This window comes from Actinomyces sp. SKVG-SVH-4(1) (assembly GCF_048514265.1).
In the GTDB taxonomy this organism is placed as follows: Bacteria; Actinomycetota; Actinomycetes; order Actinomycetales; family Actinomycetaceae; genus Actinomyces; species Actinomyces oris.
In genome coordinates, this window is sequence record NZ_JBGEVE010000014.1 from 1 (window position 1) to 20,770 (window position 20,770).

The 20,770-nt window shown below is 69.7% G+C and carries 16 protein-coding genes; 1 reads left to right on the forward strand and 15 read right to left on the reverse strand.

What is annotated here, in order from left to right; all coding sequences use genetic code 11:
* A partial coding sequence (locus tag AB7V09_RS10625; RefSeq protein ID WP_419143734.1) for an HNH endonuclease signature motif containing protein occupies positions 1–1,381 on the forward strand: 1,381 nt, incomplete at its 5' end.
* A gap of 12 nt (positions 1,382–1,393) precedes the next feature.
* Here the strand turns inward: AB7V09_RS10625 and AB7V09_RS10630 are convergent.
* The 15 genes from AB7V09_RS10630 to AB7V09_RS10700 form a co-directional block, all read right to left on the reverse strand.
* On the reverse strand, positions 1,394–2,773 hold the full coding sequence (locus tag AB7V09_RS10630) for an OmpA family protein (protein ID WP_419143735.1): 1,380 nt from the start codon (positions 2,771–2,773) through the stop codon (positions 1,394–1,396).
* Between the two features lie 369 nt (positions 2,774–3,142).
* Positions 3,143–4,249, reverse strand: a complete 1,107-nt coding sequence (locus tag AB7V09_RS10635; RefSeq protein ID WP_419143736.1) for a polyprenyl synthetase family protein — start codon at positions 4,247–4,249, stop codon at positions 3,143–3,145.
* Entirely contained in the window at positions 4,246–5,859 is a 1,614-nt protein-coding gene (gene nuoN, locus AB7V09_RS10640; protein WP_314918967.1) for an NADH-quinone oxidoreductase subunit NuoN, read from the reverse strand. The genes AB7V09_RS10635 and nuoN overlap by 4 nt, the downstream gene beginning before the upstream one ends.
* Complete coding sequence (locus AB7V09_RS10645) at positions 5,856–7,460, reverse strand: NADH-quinone oxidoreductase subunit M (protein WP_075414539.1); 1,605 nt, start codon at positions 7,458–7,460, stop codon at positions 5,856–5,858. The genes nuoN and AB7V09_RS10645 overlap by 4 nt, the downstream gene beginning before the upstream one ends.
* 13 nt (positions 7,461–7,473) lie before the next feature.
* Positions 7,474–9,468 carry an NADH-quinone oxidoreductase subunit L gene (gene nuoL, locus AB7V09_RS10650; protein ID WP_075414538.1) on the reverse strand — a complete coding sequence of 665 codons (1,995 nt, stop codon included), beginning with the start codon at positions 9,466–9,468 and terminating at the stop codon, positions 7,474–7,476.
* A 17-nt stretch (positions 9,469–9,485) separates the two neighbouring features.
* Positions 9,486–9,791: an NADH-quinone oxidoreductase subunit NuoK gene (gene nuoK, locus AB7V09_RS10655; protein ID WP_003787144.1), complete on the reverse strand. Its 306-nt coding sequence runs from the start codon at positions 9,789–9,791 to the stop codon at positions 9,486–9,488.
* Complete coding sequence (locus tag AB7V09_RS10660) at positions 9,788–10,789, reverse strand: NADH-quinone oxidoreductase subunit J (RefSeq protein ID WP_419143737.1); 1,002 nt, start codon at positions 10,787–10,789, stop codon at positions 9,788–9,790. The genes nuoK and AB7V09_RS10660 overlap by 4 nt, the downstream gene beginning before the upstream one ends.
* Positions 10,786–11,493, reverse strand: a complete 708-nt coding sequence (gene nuoI, locus AB7V09_RS10665) for an NADH-quinone oxidoreductase subunit NuoI (protein ID WP_419143738.1) — start codon at positions 11,491–11,493, stop codon at positions 10,786–10,788. The genes AB7V09_RS10660 and nuoI overlap by 4 nt, the downstream gene beginning before the upstream one ends.
* Positions 11,486–13,126, reverse strand: a complete 1,641-nt coding sequence (gene nuoH, locus AB7V09_RS10670) for an NADH-quinone oxidoreductase subunit NuoH (RefSeq protein ID WP_419143739.1) — start codon at positions 13,124–13,126, stop codon at positions 11,486–11,488. The genes nuoI and nuoH overlap by 8 nt, the downstream gene beginning before the upstream one ends.
* Positions 13,123–15,873 carry an NADH-quinone oxidoreductase subunit G gene (locus AB7V09_RS10675; protein ID WP_419143740.1) on the reverse strand — a complete coding sequence of 917 codons (2,751 nt, stop codon included), beginning with the start codon at positions 15,871–15,873 and terminating at the stop codon, positions 13,123–13,125. The genes nuoH and AB7V09_RS10675 overlap by 4 nt, the downstream gene beginning before the upstream one ends.
* Positions 15,874–15,876: 3 nt before the next feature.
* Entirely contained in the window at positions 15,877–17,208 is a 1,332-nt protein-coding gene (gene nuoF, locus AB7V09_RS10680; protein ID WP_003787154.1) for an NADH-quinone oxidoreductase subunit NuoF, read from the reverse strand.
* Complete coding sequence (gene nuoE / locus AB7V09_RS10685) at positions 17,205–17,975, reverse strand: NADH-quinone oxidoreductase subunit NuoE (RefSeq protein ID WP_010614071.1); 771 nt, start codon at positions 17,973–17,975, stop codon at positions 17,205–17,207. Before nuoE ends, nuoF begins: the two co-directional genes overlap by 4 nt.
* Positions 17,975–19,363, reverse strand: a complete 1,389-nt coding sequence (locus AB7V09_RS10690; protein ID WP_101558706.1) for an NADH-quinone oxidoreductase subunit D — start codon at positions 19,361–19,363, stop codon at positions 17,975–17,977. Before AB7V09_RS10690 ends, nuoE begins: the two co-directional genes overlap by 1 nt.
* Entirely contained in the window at positions 19,363–20,139 is a 777-nt protein-coding gene (locus AB7V09_RS10695; protein WP_101585854.1) for an NADH-quinone oxidoreductase subunit C, read from the reverse strand. The genes AB7V09_RS10690 and AB7V09_RS10695 overlap by 1 nt, the downstream gene beginning before the upstream one ends.
* Positions 20,136–20,750, reverse strand: a complete 615-nt coding sequence (locus AB7V09_RS10700; protein WP_175284728.1) for an NADH-quinone oxidoreductase subunit B — start codon at positions 20,748–20,750, stop codon at positions 20,136–20,138. The genes AB7V09_RS10695 and AB7V09_RS10700 overlap by 4 nt, the downstream gene beginning before the upstream one ends.
* Between the last annotated feature and the right edge of the window lie 20 nt (positions 20,751–20,770).

Sequence of the window (20,770 nt, forward strand, 5' to 3'; positions counted from 1 at the left end):
CACCCCAGCCCAGCTGCGGGCCGACGCCATCACCGCCATGACCCTGTCCACACTACGCACCAGCCAACAGACCGCCTACCACAGACCCACGCAAGCCCCCGACAACGACACCAGTGGCGGCACTGGCGGTGGTGGCGGTCTCGGCAGCAGCACTGGAGACTTTGGCGGTGTGAGTGAGCTGGCTGCCTCCTTGGCTCCTCCCAGCAGTTCTGCCCCTGCGGGACGTGTGCTGCCTGACGGGGTGCCCCTGGAAGGACTCCTGGGGGCCTTGAGCTCCCTGGTGGGTTCCGCCAGCCCGTGGTGGACCCCCTCAGGCACCGGACACCTCCCCCTCCCAGCAAGCATCCACATCGACGTCCAGGTCACCGTCCCCCTGACCAGCCTGGTTGGTCTGGCTCCACCGGAAGACCCCACCGGCAGAGGTGACCCCGGAGGCGGCGAGTGCTCCAAGGGGCCCCGCCACCCGAAGTCCGGCAGAGCCTCCCCAGACCAGAACTCCACCGTCACGACCGACCTCAACGGTGCAGCACCCCAGGACAACGGGTGGAGCCTGCCCACCGCTGACGGGAGGAGTCTGCCCGGTTCCAGCGGGAGGAGTCTGCCTGAACCCGCCTTGGCCGCTCCCGCCTCCCAGCCGGCCGCCTCGTTGCCCGCTGCGGCTACCGGGGTCGCTGAGGTGCGCATCGGGGTGCGCAGCGCGGCGGTGCCGGCCCTGACCGCCTGGGCCCTGGCCGCCGGCGGGACCTGGAGGCGCCTGATCACCGACCCAGCAAGCGGCACCGTCGTGGACGTCGGCAGGAGCCGTTACCGTCCCCCGGCGGGCCTGGCCGACCTGGTACGCGCCCGCGACCGGGCCTGCATCTTCCCCACCTGCCAGACCCCAGCCGAACGCTGCGACATCGACCACCTCACCGCCTGGAGCCAAGGCGGAACCACCAGCCTGGACAACCTCGTGGTCTTGTGCCAGGCCCACCACCGCCTCAAGCACACCCCCGGATGGGCACTCACCAGAGACCAAGCCACCGGGACCCTGTCTTGGCACACCCCCGACAAGACCATCTACCAGCGCCACCCAGACGGCACCATCACCCGCCTACCCCACAAGACCGGACCCCACCAGCACCACACCCCCAGCACCGTCATACCAGCCGACCTGAGCCAACAGATCAGCCCCGACATCCTCAACCGCCTCAACCGAGCCCTTGACACAGCACTCGACAACCACACCGGTCCCGGCACCAACACCAACGGCAGGGCACGGCTAGAGACCCGCGGCCCCCAACCCGGCCAGCAACCCGGAACCTACGAGCCAGTCCCCTACCCGCAGGCAGCCCACACCCTCCAACTCGCACCCCTCATCGACCAAACCCCACCCTTCTAAGTGACCAGGCCACTACGAGTTGACGACCGGGATGTCCGTGAGGCGAGCGACGACTCGCTCTTTCGTATAAAGATATTCACCTGCCGGCATATCAATCGTGATGCTATCCTCGCCGACGTCTGGCCACACAACCGGGAGGGACTGGGAAGCCCCGGGCTCGAGACTGTACACAAAGTTATTCGCCAAGGGAACTCGATTCCCATTGGGGTACGCATAGTCGGCTTCCAAATACCTCAACCCACCACTGAGGATGGTTAAGCTGCTCACATACCACACTCCAGACAGGCCGCGCAACTCCATCATTTTTCCAGGCAAGGAGAAGGGAGCAACCGGCATGCTGACCTTCTCGCTAGAGGTGACCACTACCGTTCCAACCAAGTAGTTACCGACTCGAACCACATGGTCGATCACCATGTGCGCGGTCTTACCGTCGATCTTCACGTCGACACCCTCAGGTCCCTTGCCCACAGGACCGGTGGCCTTTGGCATCGCGGACGACGGTACCGCGCTCGCGCTTGGTACCGCGCCGGCCTCGGCGGGTTTCGAGGGCGTCAGCGTGATCTCCACACGACGGTTGGCCTGCCTGTGCTCATCAGTGTCATTCGCAACCCGCGGCGAGGACTCTCCCTTGCCTGAGACCGACTCCTTCCACGCAGACAAGTCCGTCAGCTTCTTGAGACGCTCCGACACCGCTTTGGCCCGCCGCTCCGACAGATCCTGGTTGTGTGCGTCATCAGCGACATCATCGGTATGGCCCGTGATTGTCAGATCCCCGCCAGAGGGATACTTCTTGACCTGCTCCACCACAGTCGCCAGCACACTGTCAGCCTGAGTCGAGAGCTGATCGGAGTCGGTCGCGAACGTGACATCCCCGGCCACCGTCACGGTCGTCGACTTCTCATCCTGCTTCGTGTCCGATGAATCGTCAGCTGCCAGGGACATCGTCTCGATCTTGAACGGCCCCGCCTCCGACTCGTCAAGCTTCGCCTTTGACAGCACATCATCCACCGAGAAATCAGCCTCGGCATCCTTCAAAACCGGAACGCCTGTAGCGACACCCACATAAGGAAGGAACAGGTCCACGGCACTAACATCCTCAGGCGGCGCATGAAACACTGGGAATACTTCCAAAGGCTTTTCTTTTTCAACACCATCAGATAGATGATGCGTTTCTTCATCCAGTTCGCGATACACCAAGCCCTTATCCAAAGAGAGCATTCTGATCGCAACCATGGTCCACAGGTGGTACGCGGAGCCGAATGGTTTAGACAGGTCCACATTCTTTTTCGAGGTCGTCGATAACACCAAGCGCACGACAGCGTACTTGCCGTTGACTGCGGCGGGCCCCACCTCAACCGAGAGCGGAGCCCCTTTCCACTCTGCCTCCAGCATCACCCCACCGTGGGGACCAGTCGCGGTCGCAACAGCACGTGGGGACGCGGCACCCGATCTCTTCCCAGAGGAGGCGGCATCGCCCTTCTTGAGCATCCCGCATCCCGATAGGACAGCCCCCGCACCGGCCAGGGCGGGCAGGGTCAGGACACCACGTCGGGTCAGTCGGGCGCAGGCGTCAGGAGACATCGGCGTGGAGGACGGCATCTCGGGAACCTTTCAACGCATTGGGAACACGTACGTGGCACCCTATGCACCGCAATCCACTACCCGCGATGGGGAACTCCCCATCACTCCCCATCTGCTCCCCATGAACCCATGGGGAGTCATGGGGAGTTGGGAGGCTTCATCAGCTCCCAGGTCGGATGCTCAGGCGGCCCGGTCCACGAGGATGCGGGCGAAGTCCTCCATGGCCGCACGCACCTGCCTCACCCGCTCACCGGCATCAGTCATAGCCGCCGCGGCGGCCTCGCCCTCGATGCCAGCCTGGGCCAGGCGCTGCCGGGTTCCGTCAAGGACGGCCTCCTCCAGGCCCTCCAGGCCCTCCACTGCCTGAGCCGCCCAGTCCATGGCCATCTCGCGGGTACGGGCCAGGACGGGGTGCTCACGCAGGCGAGCGACGACGTCGGACAGGAAGGCGTCATCGGACAGGTCGCCGCTGGACAGGCGCGAGAGGATGGCCTGGCCGGCGGCGTCGAGCTCGCCGGCCGCCAGGGCCTTGCGCAGGAGGAGGACCGGCATGGTGTCCACTCCCTCGCGCAGGTCGGTGCCGGGGGTCTTGCCGGTGGTGGCCGAGTCGCTCATGAGGTCGATGACGTCGTCGGCCAGCTGGAAGGCCACACCGATCCGCTCGCCGAACTCCTCCACGATCTGCTCGGTGTGCGTCCCGGCACCGGTAAGCATCGCCCCGTAGCGCGCGGACACTGCGATGAGGGAGCCGGTCTTGTCCGCCAGGACCTGGATGTAGTGGTCCACCGGATCGGTCCCTGCCGGGCGTGGCAGGGTCTCGTGGAGCTGACCCATGCACAGGCGCTCGAAGGTCTTGGCGTGGGCCATGACGGCCTCCGGGCCGAGGGCCGCCACCAGCTGGGAGGCCCGGGCCACGAGGACGTCGCCGGTGAGGATGGCGGCGGAGTTGCCCCACACGGTCTGAGCGCTCGGGGCGCCGCGGCGCAGCGGGGCCTCGTCCATGACGTCGTCGTGGTAGAGGGTGGCGATGTGGGTCAGCTCCACGGCCACCCCGGCGTCGCGGATCTCCTCACCGGTGGCCAAGGCCGGGTCGCCGAGCTGGGCGGTCAGCAGGGCCAGGACCGGGCGCAGGCGCTTGCCCCCGGCCTCGGCCAGGTGCGAGGTCGGCGGATTGATGGTCTCGTCGGCGCTGGTGACCACCTCCATGAGGCGGTCCTCAATGGTCTGGAGGGCGGGGATGATGCGCGACTCCAGCTCGGGGGCGCTCAGCGGCAGTGATCCGATCACGGAAGGAGCATAGCCGTCTGGTCGAACAGGTCGAAGGCGGTCTGCGGCAAAATGCCCAACCCGATTGTGGCCATCACCGCAACGCTGACCGCCAGGATGATCGGGCCGCGGCTGCCCACGACCACGGAGCGCTCGCCGTCGGGCTCATGGAAGAACATGAGCACGATGAGCCTCATGTAGAAGAAGGCGGTCACGGCCGAGCAGACGACGGCGAGGATGACGAAGGGCGTCCCGTTGCCGCTCAGGCCGGTGGCGAAGAGCCGGAACTTGGCCATGAAGCCGGCCGTCAGGGGCACTCCGGCGAAGGACAGCAGGAAGACGGTCATGGCACCGGCCGCCCAGGGGCTGCGGCGTCCCAGGCCCTTGAAGGCATCCAGGTCGCCGTCCTCACCGCCCACGGAGCCGTCGCGGTGGGAGCGCACCAGGGTGATGATGCCGAAGGCCCCCACGGTGGCGATCCCGTAGGTCAGGGCGTAGAAGCTGAGCGCGGAGATCGCCGCCTTGGAGTAGGCCCCGATCCCGATGAGCATGAAGCCGGCGTGGGCGATGGCCGAGTAGGCGAGCATGCGCTTGACGTCGCGCTGAACCACCCCGACGACGGTGCCCAGGAGCATGGTCAGTGCTGCCACGGCCCACAGGGCGGGGGCCAGGTCCCAGCCCATGGCGCCGGCGATCAGGTAGTAGAAGCGCACCAGGGCTAGGAAGGCGGCGGCCTTGACGCCGGCGGCCATGAACCCGGTGACCGGGGTGGGGGCGCCCTGGTAGACGTCCGGGCTCCAGGCGTGGAAGGGCACGGCCGCCACCTTGAACAGCAGGCCGACGATCACCAGCATGAGGCCGGCCAGGATGAGCCAGTCCTGCCCCGCCGCGCTGCTCACGGCCTCGCCCAGGGTCTTGTAGTCGACGGCGCCGGCCACCCCGTAGAGCAGGGCCGAGCCCATGAGGAGGAAGGCGGAGGCGAAGGCCCCCAGCACGAAGTACTTCAGCGCCGCCTCCTGGCTGAGGAGCCGGCGGTGGCGGGCGGTGGCCGCCAGGATGTACAGCGGTAGGGAGATCATCTCCAGGATGACGAACAGCGTGATGAGGTCACTGCTGGCCCCGAAGAGCATCATGCCGCCCAGTGAGAACAGGGTCAGGGGGAAGATCTCGGTCGTGGTCCAGCCGGCCAGGATGGACTCGCTCTCCTCCGCGCTGCCGGGCCGGTCGGCGGCCTGGGCCGCGAAGGCCCCATCACCGACCGAGGTGCGGTCGGCCATCACCAGGACGGCCAGCAGCCCGATGACCAGGAGGATGCCCTGGGCGGCGATGGAGAAGGGGTCCTCGGTCAGGCCCGCGGACATGCGGGCGCCCGGCAGGAAGCCCTTGGGGAGCTGGAACTGGGGCACGGCCGCGGCGGCGGCCCCGGCGGCCCTGACCTCGCCCCAGCGCAGGAACAGGGAGACCCCGGAGGCCAGGATGGCCAGGAAGCTCAGCGTGGACTGGATGGCCAGACGGGCGGGACGAGCGATGAAGGCCTCCACGAGGACCCCCAGGACACCGGCGCCCAGGATGATGAGGACCGGCGTCAGGGCGTCCCAGTTGACGATCGGGGCAGTGGCTGAGGGGCTCACTTGGTGTTCCCTTCCGTAGCGGTGGAGGCGGCGGGAGCGTCAGTCGCACCGCCGGCATCGGGGCTGTCACCGGCGCCGCGGGCTGAGGCCTCAGCCTGCGAGGAGCTGGTGACCGTGAGCGCGACCTGCCGGGCGACGTCGTCGAAGGCGGACGTCAAGACGCCCGGGGCCAGTCCGAGCGCGAGCATCGCGGCGATGATAGGGACGACGACGAGGCGCTCGCGCCCGTCGAGGTCGGGGCTGCCCACGCGCTCGGGGGCGGGCGCCCCGGTGAAGACCCGCTGGTAGGGCAGCAGCATGTAGACGGCGGCGATGACGACGCCGACGACGGCCGCACCGCCCAGGGCCAGCGAGACCGAGAAGGTGCCGGTGAGCACCATCCACTCGGGCACGAACCCGCTCAGGCCCGGCAGGGCGATGGAGGCCAGCCCGCTGACCAGGAAGGTGCCGGCCACCAGCGGCATGACCCGGGCGATGCCGCCGAGCTCGCTGATGGCGACTGTCCCGGTGCGCCGGGCCATGAAGCCGGTGACCAGGTAGAGGCCGGCGATGGACAGCCCGTGGGCCACCATGTAGACCATGGCGCCGTTGGCAGCCACCTGGTTGCCGATGAAGATTCCCAGGACCATGAAGCCGAAGTGGCTCACGGAGGTGTAGGAGATGAGGCGGTAGAGGTTGTCCTGGGCGATGGCGGCCAGGCCCCCGTAGATGATGGAGACGACAGCCAGGACCAGGATCACCGGGGCGGCCCAGCGGGAGGCCTCCGGGAAGATCGGCAGGACCAGGGTAATCATCCCGAAGGTGCCGATCTTGTCGAGGATGCCGATGAGCAGCACCGAGGTGCCCGGGGTGGCCTGCTCGGCGGTGTCGGGCAGCCAGGTGTGGACCGGGACCAGTGGCGCCTTGATCGCGAAGGCGATGAAGAAGGTCAGGAAGATCCAGTGACCGACGGAGGTGGACACGTGCAGGTTGGCCGCCACCGAGTCGATGAGGAAGCTGGGGACGCCGTTCTTGGCGGAGTGCAGGTGGACGGCGATGACGCCGATGAGCATGATGAGCCCGCCGGCCAGGGAGTACAGGAGGAACTTCAGGGCGGCGCGCTGGCGATTCTGCCCGCCGAAGCAGCCGATGAGGAAGTACACCGGGATGAGCATCGCCTCGAAGCACAGGTAGAACAGCAGCAGGTCCCGGGCCGAGAAGATGACGACGACGAAGAACTCCAGCGTCAGGACGAGCCCGGTGAACAGGCCCTGCCGGTCGGCGGGGACCTCACCCCAGGAGGCGAGCAGCACCAGGGGCGTGACGAAGGCGCCCAGCAGCACCATGGACAGGCCCAGGCCGTTGACACCCAGGGCCCAGGAGGCGCCGATGGCGGGGATCCAGGAGTGAGTGTCGGTCAGCTGGACGGTGCTGGCTTGAGCCAGGTCGAAGGCGCTCAGCGCCCACAGCCCCAGGGCGAGGACCGCCAGGGAGAACACGAGGCCCACGGCGCGGGCGTGGAGCCGGCGCAGCGGCGGGACCAGCCACAGCAGGAGCGCCCCGGCCAGCGGCGTGATCGCCATGACGGTCAGGACGGGCAGCGATGCGGGAAGAGTCGGCATGTGTCGTGTCCTCTCAGAACCTGGCGGCCAGGACGGCGATGAGTACGAGGACCGTTCCGGCCAGCATGTAGCCGGCGTAGGAGCGCACGTACCCGGACTCGGTACGGCGGGTCAGGCGCCCCAGGGCGCCGGTGCCCGCGGCGGCACCCTCGATGGCGCCGTCGACGACGTAGCGCTCGACGGCGTCGGTGGCCAGGACCAGTCCCTGGCCGGTGCGCATGGCCAGGGCCTCGTTGATGGCGTCCTGGTACATGTCCTTGCGGGCGGCCTCCACCAGGGGGTTGGCCGGCTGCAGGACGACGGGCACCGGGCGGCGCACGTACATCCACCAGGCCACGAGAACCCCGACGACGACCAGCGCGAGGGTGGCGCCCATGATGACGGTGGCCGGCAGGACCGGCTCACCGTGCTCGGCGTGACCGGTGACCGGCTCCAGCCAGGTGACGAACATGTTGTTGTAGGTCAGCAGCCCGCCCAGGCCCGCGGAGAACACGGACAGGACGATCAGGGGCAGGGTCATGAGCCAGCCGGACTCGTGGGGGTGGACCTCGCCCTCCAGGTCCTTCTCGGTGGTCCAGCGCTGCTTGCCGTGGAAGATCATGAAGAACAGGCGGGACATGTAGAAGGCGGTCAGGCCCGCGCCCAGCAGGGCGATGGTCCCCAGGATCCAGGGCTTGGCGCCCTCGCCGACGAAGGCGGCCTCGATGAGGCGGTCCTTGGACCAGAATCCGGAGAAGGGCGGCACCCCCAGGATGGCGAGCCAGCCGATGCCCATGGTGATCCAGGTGATCGTCATGGCTCCGCGCAGGCCACCGAAGCGGCGCATGTTGACCTGGTCGCCCATGGCGTGCATGACCGAGCCGGCCCCCAGGAAGAGCTGGGCCTTGAAGAAGCCGTGGGTGAGCAGGTGGAAGATGGCGAAGGCGTAGCCGACCGGACCCAGGCCCGCTCCCAGCATCATGTAGCCGATCTGGCTCATGGTGGAGGCGGCCAGGACCTTCTTCATGTCATCCTTGGCGCTTCCGATGACGGCCCCCAGCAGCAGGGTGATGGCGCCGATGACGGCCACGGCCGTCTGGGCGCTGGGGGCGCCCTCGAAGACGGCGGCGGAGCGGACCATGAGGTAGACGCCCGCGGTGACCATGGTGGCGGCGTGGATGAGGGCCGAGACCGGCGTGGGGCCGGCCATGGCGTCACCCAGCCAGGCCTGGAGGGGGAACTGGGCGGACTTACCGCAGGCCGCCAGGAGCAGGAAGAAGCCGATGGCGGTGAGCCAGCCGGTGCTCACCGAGCCGTCGAGGGAGGCGGCGGAGACGGCGTCGAAGGAGACCGAGCCGATCTGGCCGACCATCGTCATCATGGCCAGCAGGAGGCCGACGTCGCCCACACGGTTCATGATGAAGGCCTTCTTGGCAGCGGCGGCGTTCTCGCGGCTGGTGGCCTGCTCGCCCTGGGGGGCGTCGGCGTCGGCGGTGTTCCAGAAGCCGATGAGCAGGTAGGAGGCCAGCCCCACGCCCTCCCAGCCGACGAAGAGCACGATGTAGGAGTCACCCAGGACCAGGGTGAGCATCGCGGCGATGAAGAGGTTGAGGTAGGCGAAGAAGCGGCGCCGGTCGCGGTCGTGGGCCATGTAGGCCACCGAGTACAGGTGGATGAGGAAGCCGACGCAGGTGACCAGCATGACGAAGGTCAGCGACAGCGGGTCCAGGCGCAGGCCGACGTCGACGCTCAGGTTCCCGGCGGAGAACCAGTGGTAGAGGGGCAGGCCGATGACGCGTTCCTCAGCGGGCAGGCCCAGGACCTGCACGAGGATGCCCACGCCGAGGCAGGCGGCGGCGAAGGAGGCGGCCAGGCCCAGCCAGTGGCCCCAGGCGTTGGATCGGCGGCCGGCCAGCAGCAGGAACGCGGCGGAGGCCGCGGGGACGGCGATGAGCAGCCAGGCCCAGGAGGCCAGCCCGGTGGCCTCGGTCAGGGGCGTCACGACGGCGGTGACAGGAGCGGGAAGCATGTCGGTGGTCTCTCCCCTCAGTTCTTGAGCAGGTTCTCGTCGTCGACCGACGTGGACCTGCGGGTGCGGAAGATGGATACGACGATGCTCAGACCCACCACGACCTCGGCGGCGGCCACCACCATGACGAAGAAGGCGAAGACCTGGCCGGTGAGGTTGCCGTGGATCCGGGAGAAGGTGACCAGGACCAGGTTGACGGAGTTGAGCATGAGCTCAACCCCCATGAGCTCGATGATGGCGTTGCGGCGCAGCAGCACCGTGAGCGCCCCCAGGGTGAACAGCACCCCGGCCAGGATGAGGTAGACGGTGATGGGGAGACTCACTTCTCCTCCTTCTGCTCCGGGGCGGCCGAGTCGGCTGCCCCGTCATCGCTGAGGACGGGCTGCTTGACGGTGGGGGCGGCGGCGCCCGGCATGGAGGGCATCCCGGAGCGGCGGGCGTCCCGGGGGCCGCCGGCCTGACCGGTCTGGCCGGCCCCGGCCAGACGGGAGACGATCGTGCCCGAGCGCTGGGCCAGTCCCATCTCCGGGGAGACGTCCGACAGCTCCAGGCCCTGGCCGCGGGCCCGCAGGACCCGGGGCACGGACTCCTCGACGGCCTCGCCCTGGGCGTCCAGGGCCGGGGCGGCGGCGGAGTTGGTGGAGGCGTAGACGCCGGGCATCGGCTTCTGGCCCGGGTGGGCACCCTTGGCGGCGTAGTCCTGCATCTTGCCCGCGGCCACCGCCCGCTGACTGAGCCGGGCCCGGATGCGCTGGCGGTGGGTGAGGGTCAGGGCGCCGACGGCGGCGACGATGAGCAGGATGGCGGTCAGCTCCATGGTGACGACGTGGTCGTGGTAGAGCGTGACGGCCAGCAGGTCGGGGGCGGCCTTGGCGCCGTCCTTGAGCCCGGCCGGCGTCGGGAAGGTGGAGCGCCACACGACGGCGGTCAGGGCACCGGCCAGCCCCAGTCCCAGGAGGATGAGGACCGGGCGCCTCATGACGGTACCGGCGGCACCCACCGGCTCGTCACCGCCGACACCCACGAGCATGATGACGAACAGGACGAGGGTCATGACGGCGCCGGTGTAGACCACGACCTGGGTGATGCCCATGAAGGGCGACTCGTTGACGATGTAGAGGACGGCCAGCGAGATCATGATGCCGATCATGTTGATGGCGGCGTTCACGGCACGCTTGGCGGTCAGGACGCCGATGCCGCAGGCCACGGTGACCAGGGCGACGACGCCGAAGACGATGGCCTCGCCCAGCCCCAGGTGACCGTCCTGAGTCAGAGCGGTCGGGGCGACGGCGGGGGCTCCGGTCATCAGCAGGGTGCTCATCGCAGGGCTCCCTTCACGGTGTGGCGGCTGTCCCGGCCAGAGACGGGGGCGGCCTTGGCGCGGGCGGACTCCAGGCTGGGGTCCTCGGGTCGGTGGCTCCGCACCCAGTCGATCTGGGCCTGGGTGGAGCCGACGACCTTCCCGCGGTAGTAGTCGCCGTCCTCGGTGCCCTCGACCATGGGGTGGGGCGCGGACACGGCGCCCTCGGGCACGGGGGCCAGCAGGTCCTCCTTCTCGTAGATGAGGCCCTCACGGCCGGGACCGACGAGCTCATCGAAGTCGGTGGACATGGTCAGGGCCCGGGTGGGGCAGGCCTCGATGCACATGCCGCAGAAGATGCAGCGCAGGTAGTTGATCTGGTAGACGCGCCCATAGCGCTCGCCGGGCGAGTACTGGGCGCCGGGCTCGTTGGAGGCGGCCTCGACGTAGATCGCGTCGGCGGGGCAGGCCCAGGCGCACAGCTCGCAGCCGATGCACTTCTCCAGGCCGTCGTCGTAGCGGTTGAGCTGGTGGCGCCCGTGGTAGCGGGGCATCACCTGTGGGGGCTCGAAGGGGTACTGCTCGGTGACCACCGGGCGGAACATCGAGGAGATGGTGACCCCGTAGCCGGCCACGGGCGCGAAGGCGCGGGCCAGGGCGGAGGGAGCGTCGCGCAGCCACTTATCGTGCTGCGAGCCCCGGGAACGGTGGGGGCGATCAGTCATCTTTTCCCTCCTGGGGTGCCTCAGCGGCCGTGTCTGTGTCCTTGTCGCCGGCCGGGTCGGCCTTGAGGTCAAGGGTGAAGGTGGGCAGGGCGGTGGCTGCGTCCGTACCGGCCGGAGCTGCCGTGCCGGCCACACCTGCTGAGTCGGGGGACTCGGCAGAGGCGGCGGAGTCTGCGGAACCGGCTGCGTCGTCGTCATCGACGTCGGTGTCCTCCAGGAGGCCGACGGCGGTGGCCGCCCCGGTCTCGGAGTCACCGGCCGCGTCGGTCGCCGGCGCCGCCAGGGCGGCGCGGCGGGCGCGCGGTGAGGGCGGCAGGGAGCTGCCCGGAGGCGGCGGGACCGGGAAGCCCTCGAGGAAGGCGACGTGGTCGTCCTCGGCGTCCAGGATCTCGACGTCCTCGTCGTCCGCATCCTCGTCGTCGTCCTCATAGTCCTCGTAGAGCTCCTCCTCTTCCTCCTTGTCGGGGATGAGGAAGAGGATGAACATGATGACGCAGAACACGACGGCCATCGGCAGCAGCAGGGCCTGCACGGAGGCGCCCGAGAAGGTGCGGAAGGCGCGCACCACGGCCACCAGCACGAACCAGACCAGGGAGATCGGGATGAGGACCTTCCAGCCCAGCTTCATGAAGTGGTCGTAGCGGATGCGCACGAGGGTTCCGCGGGTCCAGATCATGAAGAACATGACGGCCCAGACCTTGGCGACGAACCACAGCATCGGCCACCAGCCGGAGTTGGCGCCCTCCCAGAACAGGCTGAGGATCGCCGAGCGCCAGCCGCCCAGGAACAGGGTGACGCACACGGCCGAGACGTTGAACATGTTGATGTACTCGGCCAGGAAGTACCAGGCGAACTTCATCGAGGAGTACTCGACCATGTGGCCGGCGACGAGCTCGCCCTCGGCCTCGGGCAGGTCGAAGGGGAGGCGGTTGACCTCACCGACCATGGAGATGACGTAGATGATGAAGCTGGGCACCATCGCCACGGCCCACCAGATGCGCTGCTGGGCGGTCACGATCCCGGAGGTGGACATGGTCCCCGAGGCCAGGAAGACCGTGAGGATGGACAGGCTCATGCTCAGCTCGTAGGAGATGACCTGAGCGGCGCTGCGCACGGCACCGAAGAGCGGGTAGGTGGAGTGCGTGGACCAGCCGCCCAGGATGATCCCGTAGACACCGAAGGCGGTGATGGCCAGGATGTAGAGGACCGCCACCGGGAAGTCGGTCAGCTGCAGGGGCGTGGAGTGGCCGAAGATGCTCACCTGCGGCCCGAAGGGGATGACCGCGTAGACCATGAAGGCGCTGAAGGCGGCGATGAGCGGCGCCAGGAGGTAGATGACTTTCTCGGCCCCCTTGAGCCAGAAGTCCTCCTTCATGATGAGCTTGCCGGCGTCGGCGACCGCCTGGAGCAGGCCGAGGGGGCCGTTGACGTTGGGGCCCAGGCGGGTCTGCATGCGGGCCAGGCCGCGCCGCTCCACCCACAGCGCCATCATGACGCTGACGATGAGGAAGGCGACGATGAAGCCGGCCTTGATGAGGGTCAGCCACCAGGTCTCGGCGGAGAAGTCGGCGGTCACGCCCCCGTTGGGCAGGGCGTCGTCGGCAGCGGCCTGAGCCGCGTAGATCGGGTTCACCTCAGTACCTCCGCTGCATGGGTCACGGTGACCTGGGAGCCGTGCCCGGCGCCCAGGGTCTGGTGGACGGTCGAGCCGGCCGAGCACTCGGGCAGCCACACGGTGCCGTCGCTGACGCCACCGACGACGGCCGGCAGGGTGATCGATCCGGCGGCGGTCGCCACGGTCACCTCCTGGCCGGCTGCCAGCGACAGGCGCTGGGCGAGGTCGGCGCCCACCCGGGCGACGGGGCGCAGGGCGGTGGCGGCCAGGAAGGGCTCACCGTCCTGGAGGCGCCCGGCGTCGAGCATGGGCTTGTGGGTGGTCAGTCGGGCCTCGACGCCGTCGTCGGCGGCGACGGGGGCGCCGGCGCAGACCGCCGGGGCGGGCCCGAAGGCGACCGACGGGCGCTGCCCGCGCCACAGGCCCAGGTCGGCGAGCTGCTCGTGCAGGACGACCAGGTCGTCGACCTGCAGGTCGACTCCCATCTCGTCGGCGAGCATGCCCAGGACCTGACGGTCGGTGCGCGAGCGTGAGACGTGGGCCTGGCCGAAGGGGCGCACGCGCCCCTCCCAGTTGACGAAGGTGCCGTTCTTCTCCACGGCCGGGGCCACGGGCAGGACGACGTCGGCATGCTCGCTGACCTCGCTGCGGCGCACCTCGAGCTGGACGGTGAAGCCGCTGGCGGCCAGGGCCGCGCGGGCCAGACCCGGGTCGGGGAAGTCGCGCAGGTCGATGCCGCCGACAACCGCGCCGCCCAGGCTCCCCTCCAGGAGCGCCGAGAGGATGGCGGTGACGTCGCGGCCCGGTGTCGCGGGCAGGAGGTGCTCGGGGCCCAGGTTCCAGGCCTGCTCGACCTGGGCGCGGGCCTCGGGGTCGGCCACGGGGCGACCGCCGGGCAGGAGGCCGGGCAGCAGGCCCGCCTCGATGCCGCCGCGCTCGCCGCTGCGGCGCGGCACCCAGGCCAGGTGGGCGCCGGTGGCGGTGGCCAGGGCGTCGGCGACGCTCAGCAGGCCGGGGACGCGGGCGGCGCGCTCACCAATGAGGATGGTGGCACCGTCGGCCCGCAGGGCCTCGACGAGCTCGGGGTGGGTCTGGCTGAGGTGGGCGACGACGCGGGCCTCCTCACCGGGCGGGGTGAGGACGGCCTGGGCGGAGAGCTTGCGGCTGCCGGCGCTCAGGCAGGTGGTCACGGTGGCCACCTTGACGCCGCCGGCGCGCACGCCCTTGCGCAGGCGCAGGAACAGGGAGCCGCACTCGTCCTCGGGCTCCAGGCCCAGGAGCAGGACCTGACCGGCCCGCTCCAGGTGGCGGTAGGTGACGGCGCCCAGTCCGGTGCCGGCCACGCGGGCGGCCAGGAAGGAGTCCTCCTCCTGGCTGTGGCTGCGCACGCGCTGGTCGATGTCGTTGGTGCCCAGGGCGGTGCGGGCGAAGCGGGACCAGGCCCAGGCGTCCTCCAGGGTGAGGCGGCCGCCGGGCAGGAGCCCCACTCCCCCGTCTGCGGCGGCGCGGGCCAGCCCCTGGGCGGCCACGTCCAGGGCGTCGGACCAGGAGGTGGAGACGAGCTCGCCGGTCTCCTCGTCGCGCACGAGCGGGACGGTGAGGCGGTCAGGCTGGGAGGACCAGGTGAAGGCGAAGCGGTCCTTGTCGGTGATCCACTCCTCGTTGACCTCGGGGTCGTTGCCGGCGAGGTGACGCAGGACGACGCCGCGGCGCATGTCGACGCGGATGGCGGAGCCGGAGGCGTCGTGCTCGGTGACGGAGTCGGTGGAGACCAGGTCCATGGGGCGGGCCCGGAAGCGGTACTTCGCGGAGGTCAGGGCGCCCACGGGGCAGATCTGGATGATGTTGCCCGAGAAGTAGGAGGCGAAGGGGCGCCCGGAGGCGTCCAGGTCCTCGCGGCCGGCGCCGAGGTCGGGGCCGTAGTCGGTGCCGTCGGAGGCGCCGGGCTCGCCGCCGGGGCCGGTCAGGTCTCCCAGGGCGCTCAGGGAGGGCACGCCGCGGATCGTCTGGAGGTCGGCGTCGAGCCCCTCCTGGGGCTCCTCGGTGTAGAAGTCCAGGACGCGGGCGTCGAAGCGCCCGATCTGCTCGGAGTACAGGCCCCCGGTGTGCTCGGGCTCACCGTCCATGTCAAAGGAGGGGTGCCCGCCGCCGCGGCCCTGGAGGGCGATGAAGGGGTCGCCGGGGATCTGGTCGGCGAAGCGCACGCAGCGCTGGCACAGGATGCACCGGTCGCGGTCCAGCAGGATGTTGCTGGTCAGGCGCAGTGGCTTGGGGAAGGTGCGCTTGACGTCGGTGAAGCGGGTGGCGGACTGGGCGCCGGAGGCCATGAGCTCCAGGGCCTGGTTCTGCAGGGGGCACTCGCCACCCTTGTCGCACACCGGGCAGTCCAGCGGGTGGTTGATGAGGAGGAACTCCATGGTGCCGGCCTGAGCCTTGGCGGCGACCTCGCTGGTGGCCTGGGTGGAGATCTCCATGCCCTCCATGGCGGTCATGGCGCAGGAGGGCTGGGGCTTGGGCATGGGCCGCACGACGCCGTCGCGCCCCGGCATGGCCACCTCCACCAGGCACTGGCGGCAGTTGGCCGACGGCGCGAGCAGCGGGTGGTCGCAGAAGCGCGGGATGCGCACGCCGACCTGCTCGGCGGCGCGGATGAGGAGGGTCCCCTTCTCGACCTCGACGGGCTGCCCGTCGATGGTCATGTGGACCATCTCGGGGGCCGGGGGCGCCGCGGGTGCGGAGCTCTTGGTGGTCGTCTCAGCAGTCATGGCTCACCGTGCGCTTTCGAAGACGGAGGAGGCGGCGTAGGGGAAGAGCTCGCCGGCGGCGGCGGTGTAGCCGGCCTCGAACTCCTCGCGGAACCGCTTGATGCCGGTCAGGACCGGGGTGGCGGAGGCGTCACCCAGGGCGCAGAAGGAGCGTCCGGCGATGTTGGAGGCGATGGACTCGAGCTTCTCGACGTCGCCGGGCAGACCGCGCCCGGCCTCCAGGCGCAGCATGATCTGGCGCATCCAGTAGGTGCCCTCGCGGCAGGGGGTGCACTTGCCGCAGGACTCGTGCTGGTAGAACTCGGTCCACCGGGTGACCACGCGCACCACGGAGACGGTCTCGTCGAAGACCTGCAGGGCGCGGGTTCCCAGCATGGAGCCGGCCTCGGCCACGGACTCGTAGTCCAGGGGGACGTCGAGCTCGTCGGGCCCGAAGATCGGCGTCGAGGAGCCTCCCGGCACCCAGAACTTCAACTCGTGGCCGGGGCGGATGCCGCCGGAGAGCTCGATGAGCTCACGCATGGTGATGCCGAAGGGGGCCTCGTACTGGCCGGGGTGGGCCACGTGGCCGGAGACGGAGAAGATGCCGTGGCCCTTGGACTTCTCGGTGCCCATGGTGGAGTACCACTGGGCGCCGCGGGCCAGGATCGCCGGGACCGAGGCGATGGTCTCGACGTTGTTGACCACCGTGGGCCGGGCGTAGAGGCCGGCGACGGCGGGGAAGGGCGGCTTGAGGCGGGGGTGGCCGCGGCGGCCCTCCAGGGAGTCCAGCAGGGCGGTCTCCTCACCGCAGATGTAGGCGCCGGCCCCGGCGTGAGCGGTGATGCGCAGCCGCTGCTGGCCGTCGAGCCCGAAGCCGGTGTCCAGCAGGCCGGACTCGGTGGCCTCGCGCACGGCGCTGAGCAGGCGACGGTAGACGTGGGGGACCTCACCGCGCAGGTAGACGAAGGCGTGGTCGCCGCCGATGGCGCGCGAGGTGATGGCGATGCCCTCGATGAGCGCCTGCGGGTTGGACATGATCGTGGGGATGTCCTTGCAGGTGCCCGGCTCGGACTCGTCGGCGTTGACCACGAGGTAGCGCGGGCCGCCGTCGACCGGGGGCAGGAAGGACCACTTCAGGCCGGTGGGGAAGCCGGCGCCGCCGCGTCCGCGCAGGCCGGAGTCCTTGATGAGGCCGATGAGCTCCTCGCAGCTGAGGGTCTTGGCCTTCTTGAGGCCCTCGTAGCCGCCGTGGTCGAGGTAGGTCTGCAGGGTCCAGGAGCGCTCCTGGTCCCACAGGTCGCTCAGGACCGGGGTGAGGGTCCCCGGCGCGGTGTAGGTGGCGGTGTCACTCACTTGGTCTCCTCCTTCGGCGCGGTCCAGCCCTGCTCACGGGCGATGCTCAGGCCGCGCAGGGTCGGCTCGCCGGGGCCGCGCCCCTCGTCGGTGCGGCCGTCCTCGAAGCCGGCCAGCAGGCGCTCGTTCTCCCGGAAGGTGGGGACGGTCTCGGGGCCGCGGGTGGGGGCGACGTCCTCTCCGCGCTCGAGGGCCTTGATCATGGCGACGGCGGAGTCGGGGGTCTGGTTGTCGAAGAACTCCCAGTTGACCATGACGACGGGGGCGTAGTCGCAGGCGGCGTTGCACTCGACGCGCTCGAGGCTGATGGTGCCGTCCTCGCTGGTCTCCTCGGCGCCAAGGCCGGTGTGCTCGGTAACCGCCTTCCAGATCTCGTCCCCGCCCATGACGGCGCACAGGGCGTTGGTGCACACGCCCACGTGGTAGGTGCCCACCGGGTGACGGCGGAACTGGCTGTAGAAGGTGGCCACGGCGCTGACCTCGGCCCGCTCCAGGCCGAGCCGGGCGGCGCACAGGGCGATGCCGGCCGGGGAGACGTAGCCGTCCACGGACTGGATGAGGTGGAGCATCGGGATGAGGGCGCTGCGCTCCTTGCCCGCCGGGTAACGGGCGATGATCCGCTCGATGTCGACCTGCAGGCCCTGGGCGACCTCGGCGCTGTAGCCGGCGGCCACGGCGGCTTGCGCGACGGTGCCCACCGGGCCGACCGCGCTGACGGTGGCGATGGTCTCGACGGCCGGGTTGACTGCGTTCTCGGTGGTGCTCATCAGCGGTCCACGCCTCCCAGGACGGGGTCGATGGAGGCCAGGGTGGGCACGAGGTCGGCGATCATGCCGCCCTCCCCCATCATGGCCAGCGACTGCAGGTTGGAGAAGGAGGGGTCGCGGAAGTGGACCCGGTAGGGGCGGGTGCCGCCGTCGGAGACGGCGTGGACGCCCAGGATCCCCTTGGCGTGCTCGACGGTCTGGTAGACCTGCCCGGCCGGGACCCGGAAGCCCTGGGTCACCAGCTTGAAGTGGTGGATGAGGGACTCCATGGAGCTGCCCATGATCTCGCGCACGTGCTCCAGGGACTGGCCCTGGCCGTCGGTGGCGATGGACATGCGGGCGGGCCAGGCGATGGTCGGGTCGGCCACCATCGTGGTGTTGGAGGGGTCGTCGCCGCGGGCGGCGATCTCCTCGAGGCGGTCCAGGCACTGGGAGACGATCTTGAGGGACTCGTAGGCCTCGTCCAGGCGGATGCGCAGGCGGTTGTAGCAGTCGGAGACCTTGTAGGTGGGGACCCGGAAGTCGTAGGTCTCGTAGCCGCAGTAGGGGTTGGTGCGCCGCAGGTCCAGCGGGTAGCCGGCCGCGCGCAGGCAGGGCCCGGTCAGGCCCAGGGCGAGCCCTCCGGCCAGGCTGATCTCCCCCACGCCGATGAAGCGGGACTTGAGGATCGGGTTCTCCAGGAGGAGCAGCTCGAGCTCGTGGATGTCCTTCTTGATGTCCGGCATGACCGAGCGCACGAACTCGGTGAAGCCCTCGGGGATGTCCTGGGCCAGGCCCCCGGGGCGGATGTAGGCGTGGTTCATGCGCAGCCCGGAGACCATCTCGAAGGCCTTGAGGATGTTCTCGCGGCAGCGGAAGGCGATGGTCATGAGCGTGGTGCCGCCCATCTCGTTGCCCCCGGTGCCCACGGCCACGACGTGGGAGGCGATGCGGTTGAGCTCCATGAGCAGCACACGGGTGACGGTGGCCTTCTCCGGGATGTCGTCGGTGATGCCCAGGAGCTTCTCGACGGCGAGCGCGTAGGCGACCTCCTGGAAGAAGGGGGCCACGTAGTCCATGCGGGTCACGAAGGTCTCGCCCTGCACCCAGGTGCGGTACTCCATGTTCTTCTCGATACCGGTGTGCAGGTAGCCGGTTCCGACGCGGACCTCGGTGACGACCTCGCCGTCGGCCTCCAGGACCAGGCGCAGCACGCCGTGGGTGGAGGGGTGGACCGGACCCATGTTGAGGACGATCCGGTCGTTGCGCAGGCGGTCGGCCTCGTCGCGCTCGGCGATCTGGGCGACGACGTCGTCCCAGTCCCCGCCGCTGACGGTGAACTGCTCGGCGCCGGCGGACAGCTCGTCCGTGGCGGGGCCGGAGGCGCGGAAGGTGCGTGCGGTGCTCATCAGCGGTAGGACCTCCGGGTGTCGGCGGGCGGGGTCTGGGCGCCCTTGTACTCGACGGGGATGCCGCCCAGCGGGTAGTCCTTGCGCTGGGGGTGGCCCACCCAGTCGTCGGGCATGGCGGTGCGGGTCAGGTGGGGGTGGCCGTCGAAGACGATGCCCATGAGGTCCCAGGTCTCACGCTCGTGCCAGTCGTTGCCGGGGTAGAGCGAGACGAGGGAGGGCACGTGCGGGTCGGTCTCAGGGCAGGCGACCTGCAGGCGCAGCTGGCGTCCGCCGTGGGTCAGGCTCATGAGCTGGATGCAGGCGTGCAGCTCGCGCCCGGCCAGCTCGGGGTAGTGGACGCCGCTGACGCCCAGGCACAGCTCGAAGCGCAGGTCCTGGTCGTCGCGCAGGGGGCGGGCGACGTCGAGCAGGTGCTCGCGGGCGATGAACAGGGTGAGCTCGTCGTGCTCGATGACGACCTTCTCGATGGCGGCGGCCGGGTCGATGCCGGCCTCCTGGAGGTCCTCGATGAGGGCGTCGACGACGTCGTCGAACCAGCCGCCGTAGGGGCGCGCGGCGGCGGGGGCGAGGGTGACGACGCTGCGGTGCTCGCCGTAGCCGGTGGTGTCGCCTGCGTCGGAGGCGCCGAACTGGCCGGTGGGGGCGGTGATGACCTCCAGGCGCAGCTCGGGGCGCACGGGGGTGCCGGCGACCTCGGGGACGGCGGGGGCCTCGGGGGCCTCGGTCAGGGCCTCGGAGCCCGAGTCGTGTGCCGGGGCGTTCTTCTCACTCATGCCAGCAGGCCCTTCATCTCATGGGTGGGGGTGGCCGACAGCGCGGCGGCCTCGACGGCGCGGGCGATCTCCTCACGGTGCTTGAACAGCGGCTTCTTCTCGATCTGGCGGGTCAGCTCGAGCATGGCGTTGAGGAGCATCTCGGGGCGCGGCGGGCAGCCCGGCAGGTAGATGTCCACCGGGACGATGTGGTCGCAGCCCTGGACGACGGCGTAGTTGTTGAAGATGCCTCCCGAGGAGGCGCAGGCCCCCATGGAGATGACCCACTTGGGCTCGGGCATGGAGTCGTAGACATTGCGCACGATGGGGGCCATCTTGTGGGAGACGCGGCCCGAGACGATCATGACGTCGGCGTGGCGCGGGGAGGCGCGGAAGACCTCCCAGCCGAAGCGGGCCATGTCGAAGCGGGGGGTGCCGGCGGCCATCATCTCGATGGCGCAGCAGGCCAGGCCCATGGTGACGGGCCACATGGAGCGGGCCTGGGCCAGGCCCGCGAGCTTCTCGACGGTGGTCAGCAGGAAGCCCGGGCTGTCCACCTCGGCGGCAGCGGCGGCGTAGGGGTCATTCCGCTTGGACGGGATGGACGCCATGTAGGCGTTGTGCTTCTTCATGCTCTTCACTGCTGTGTTCT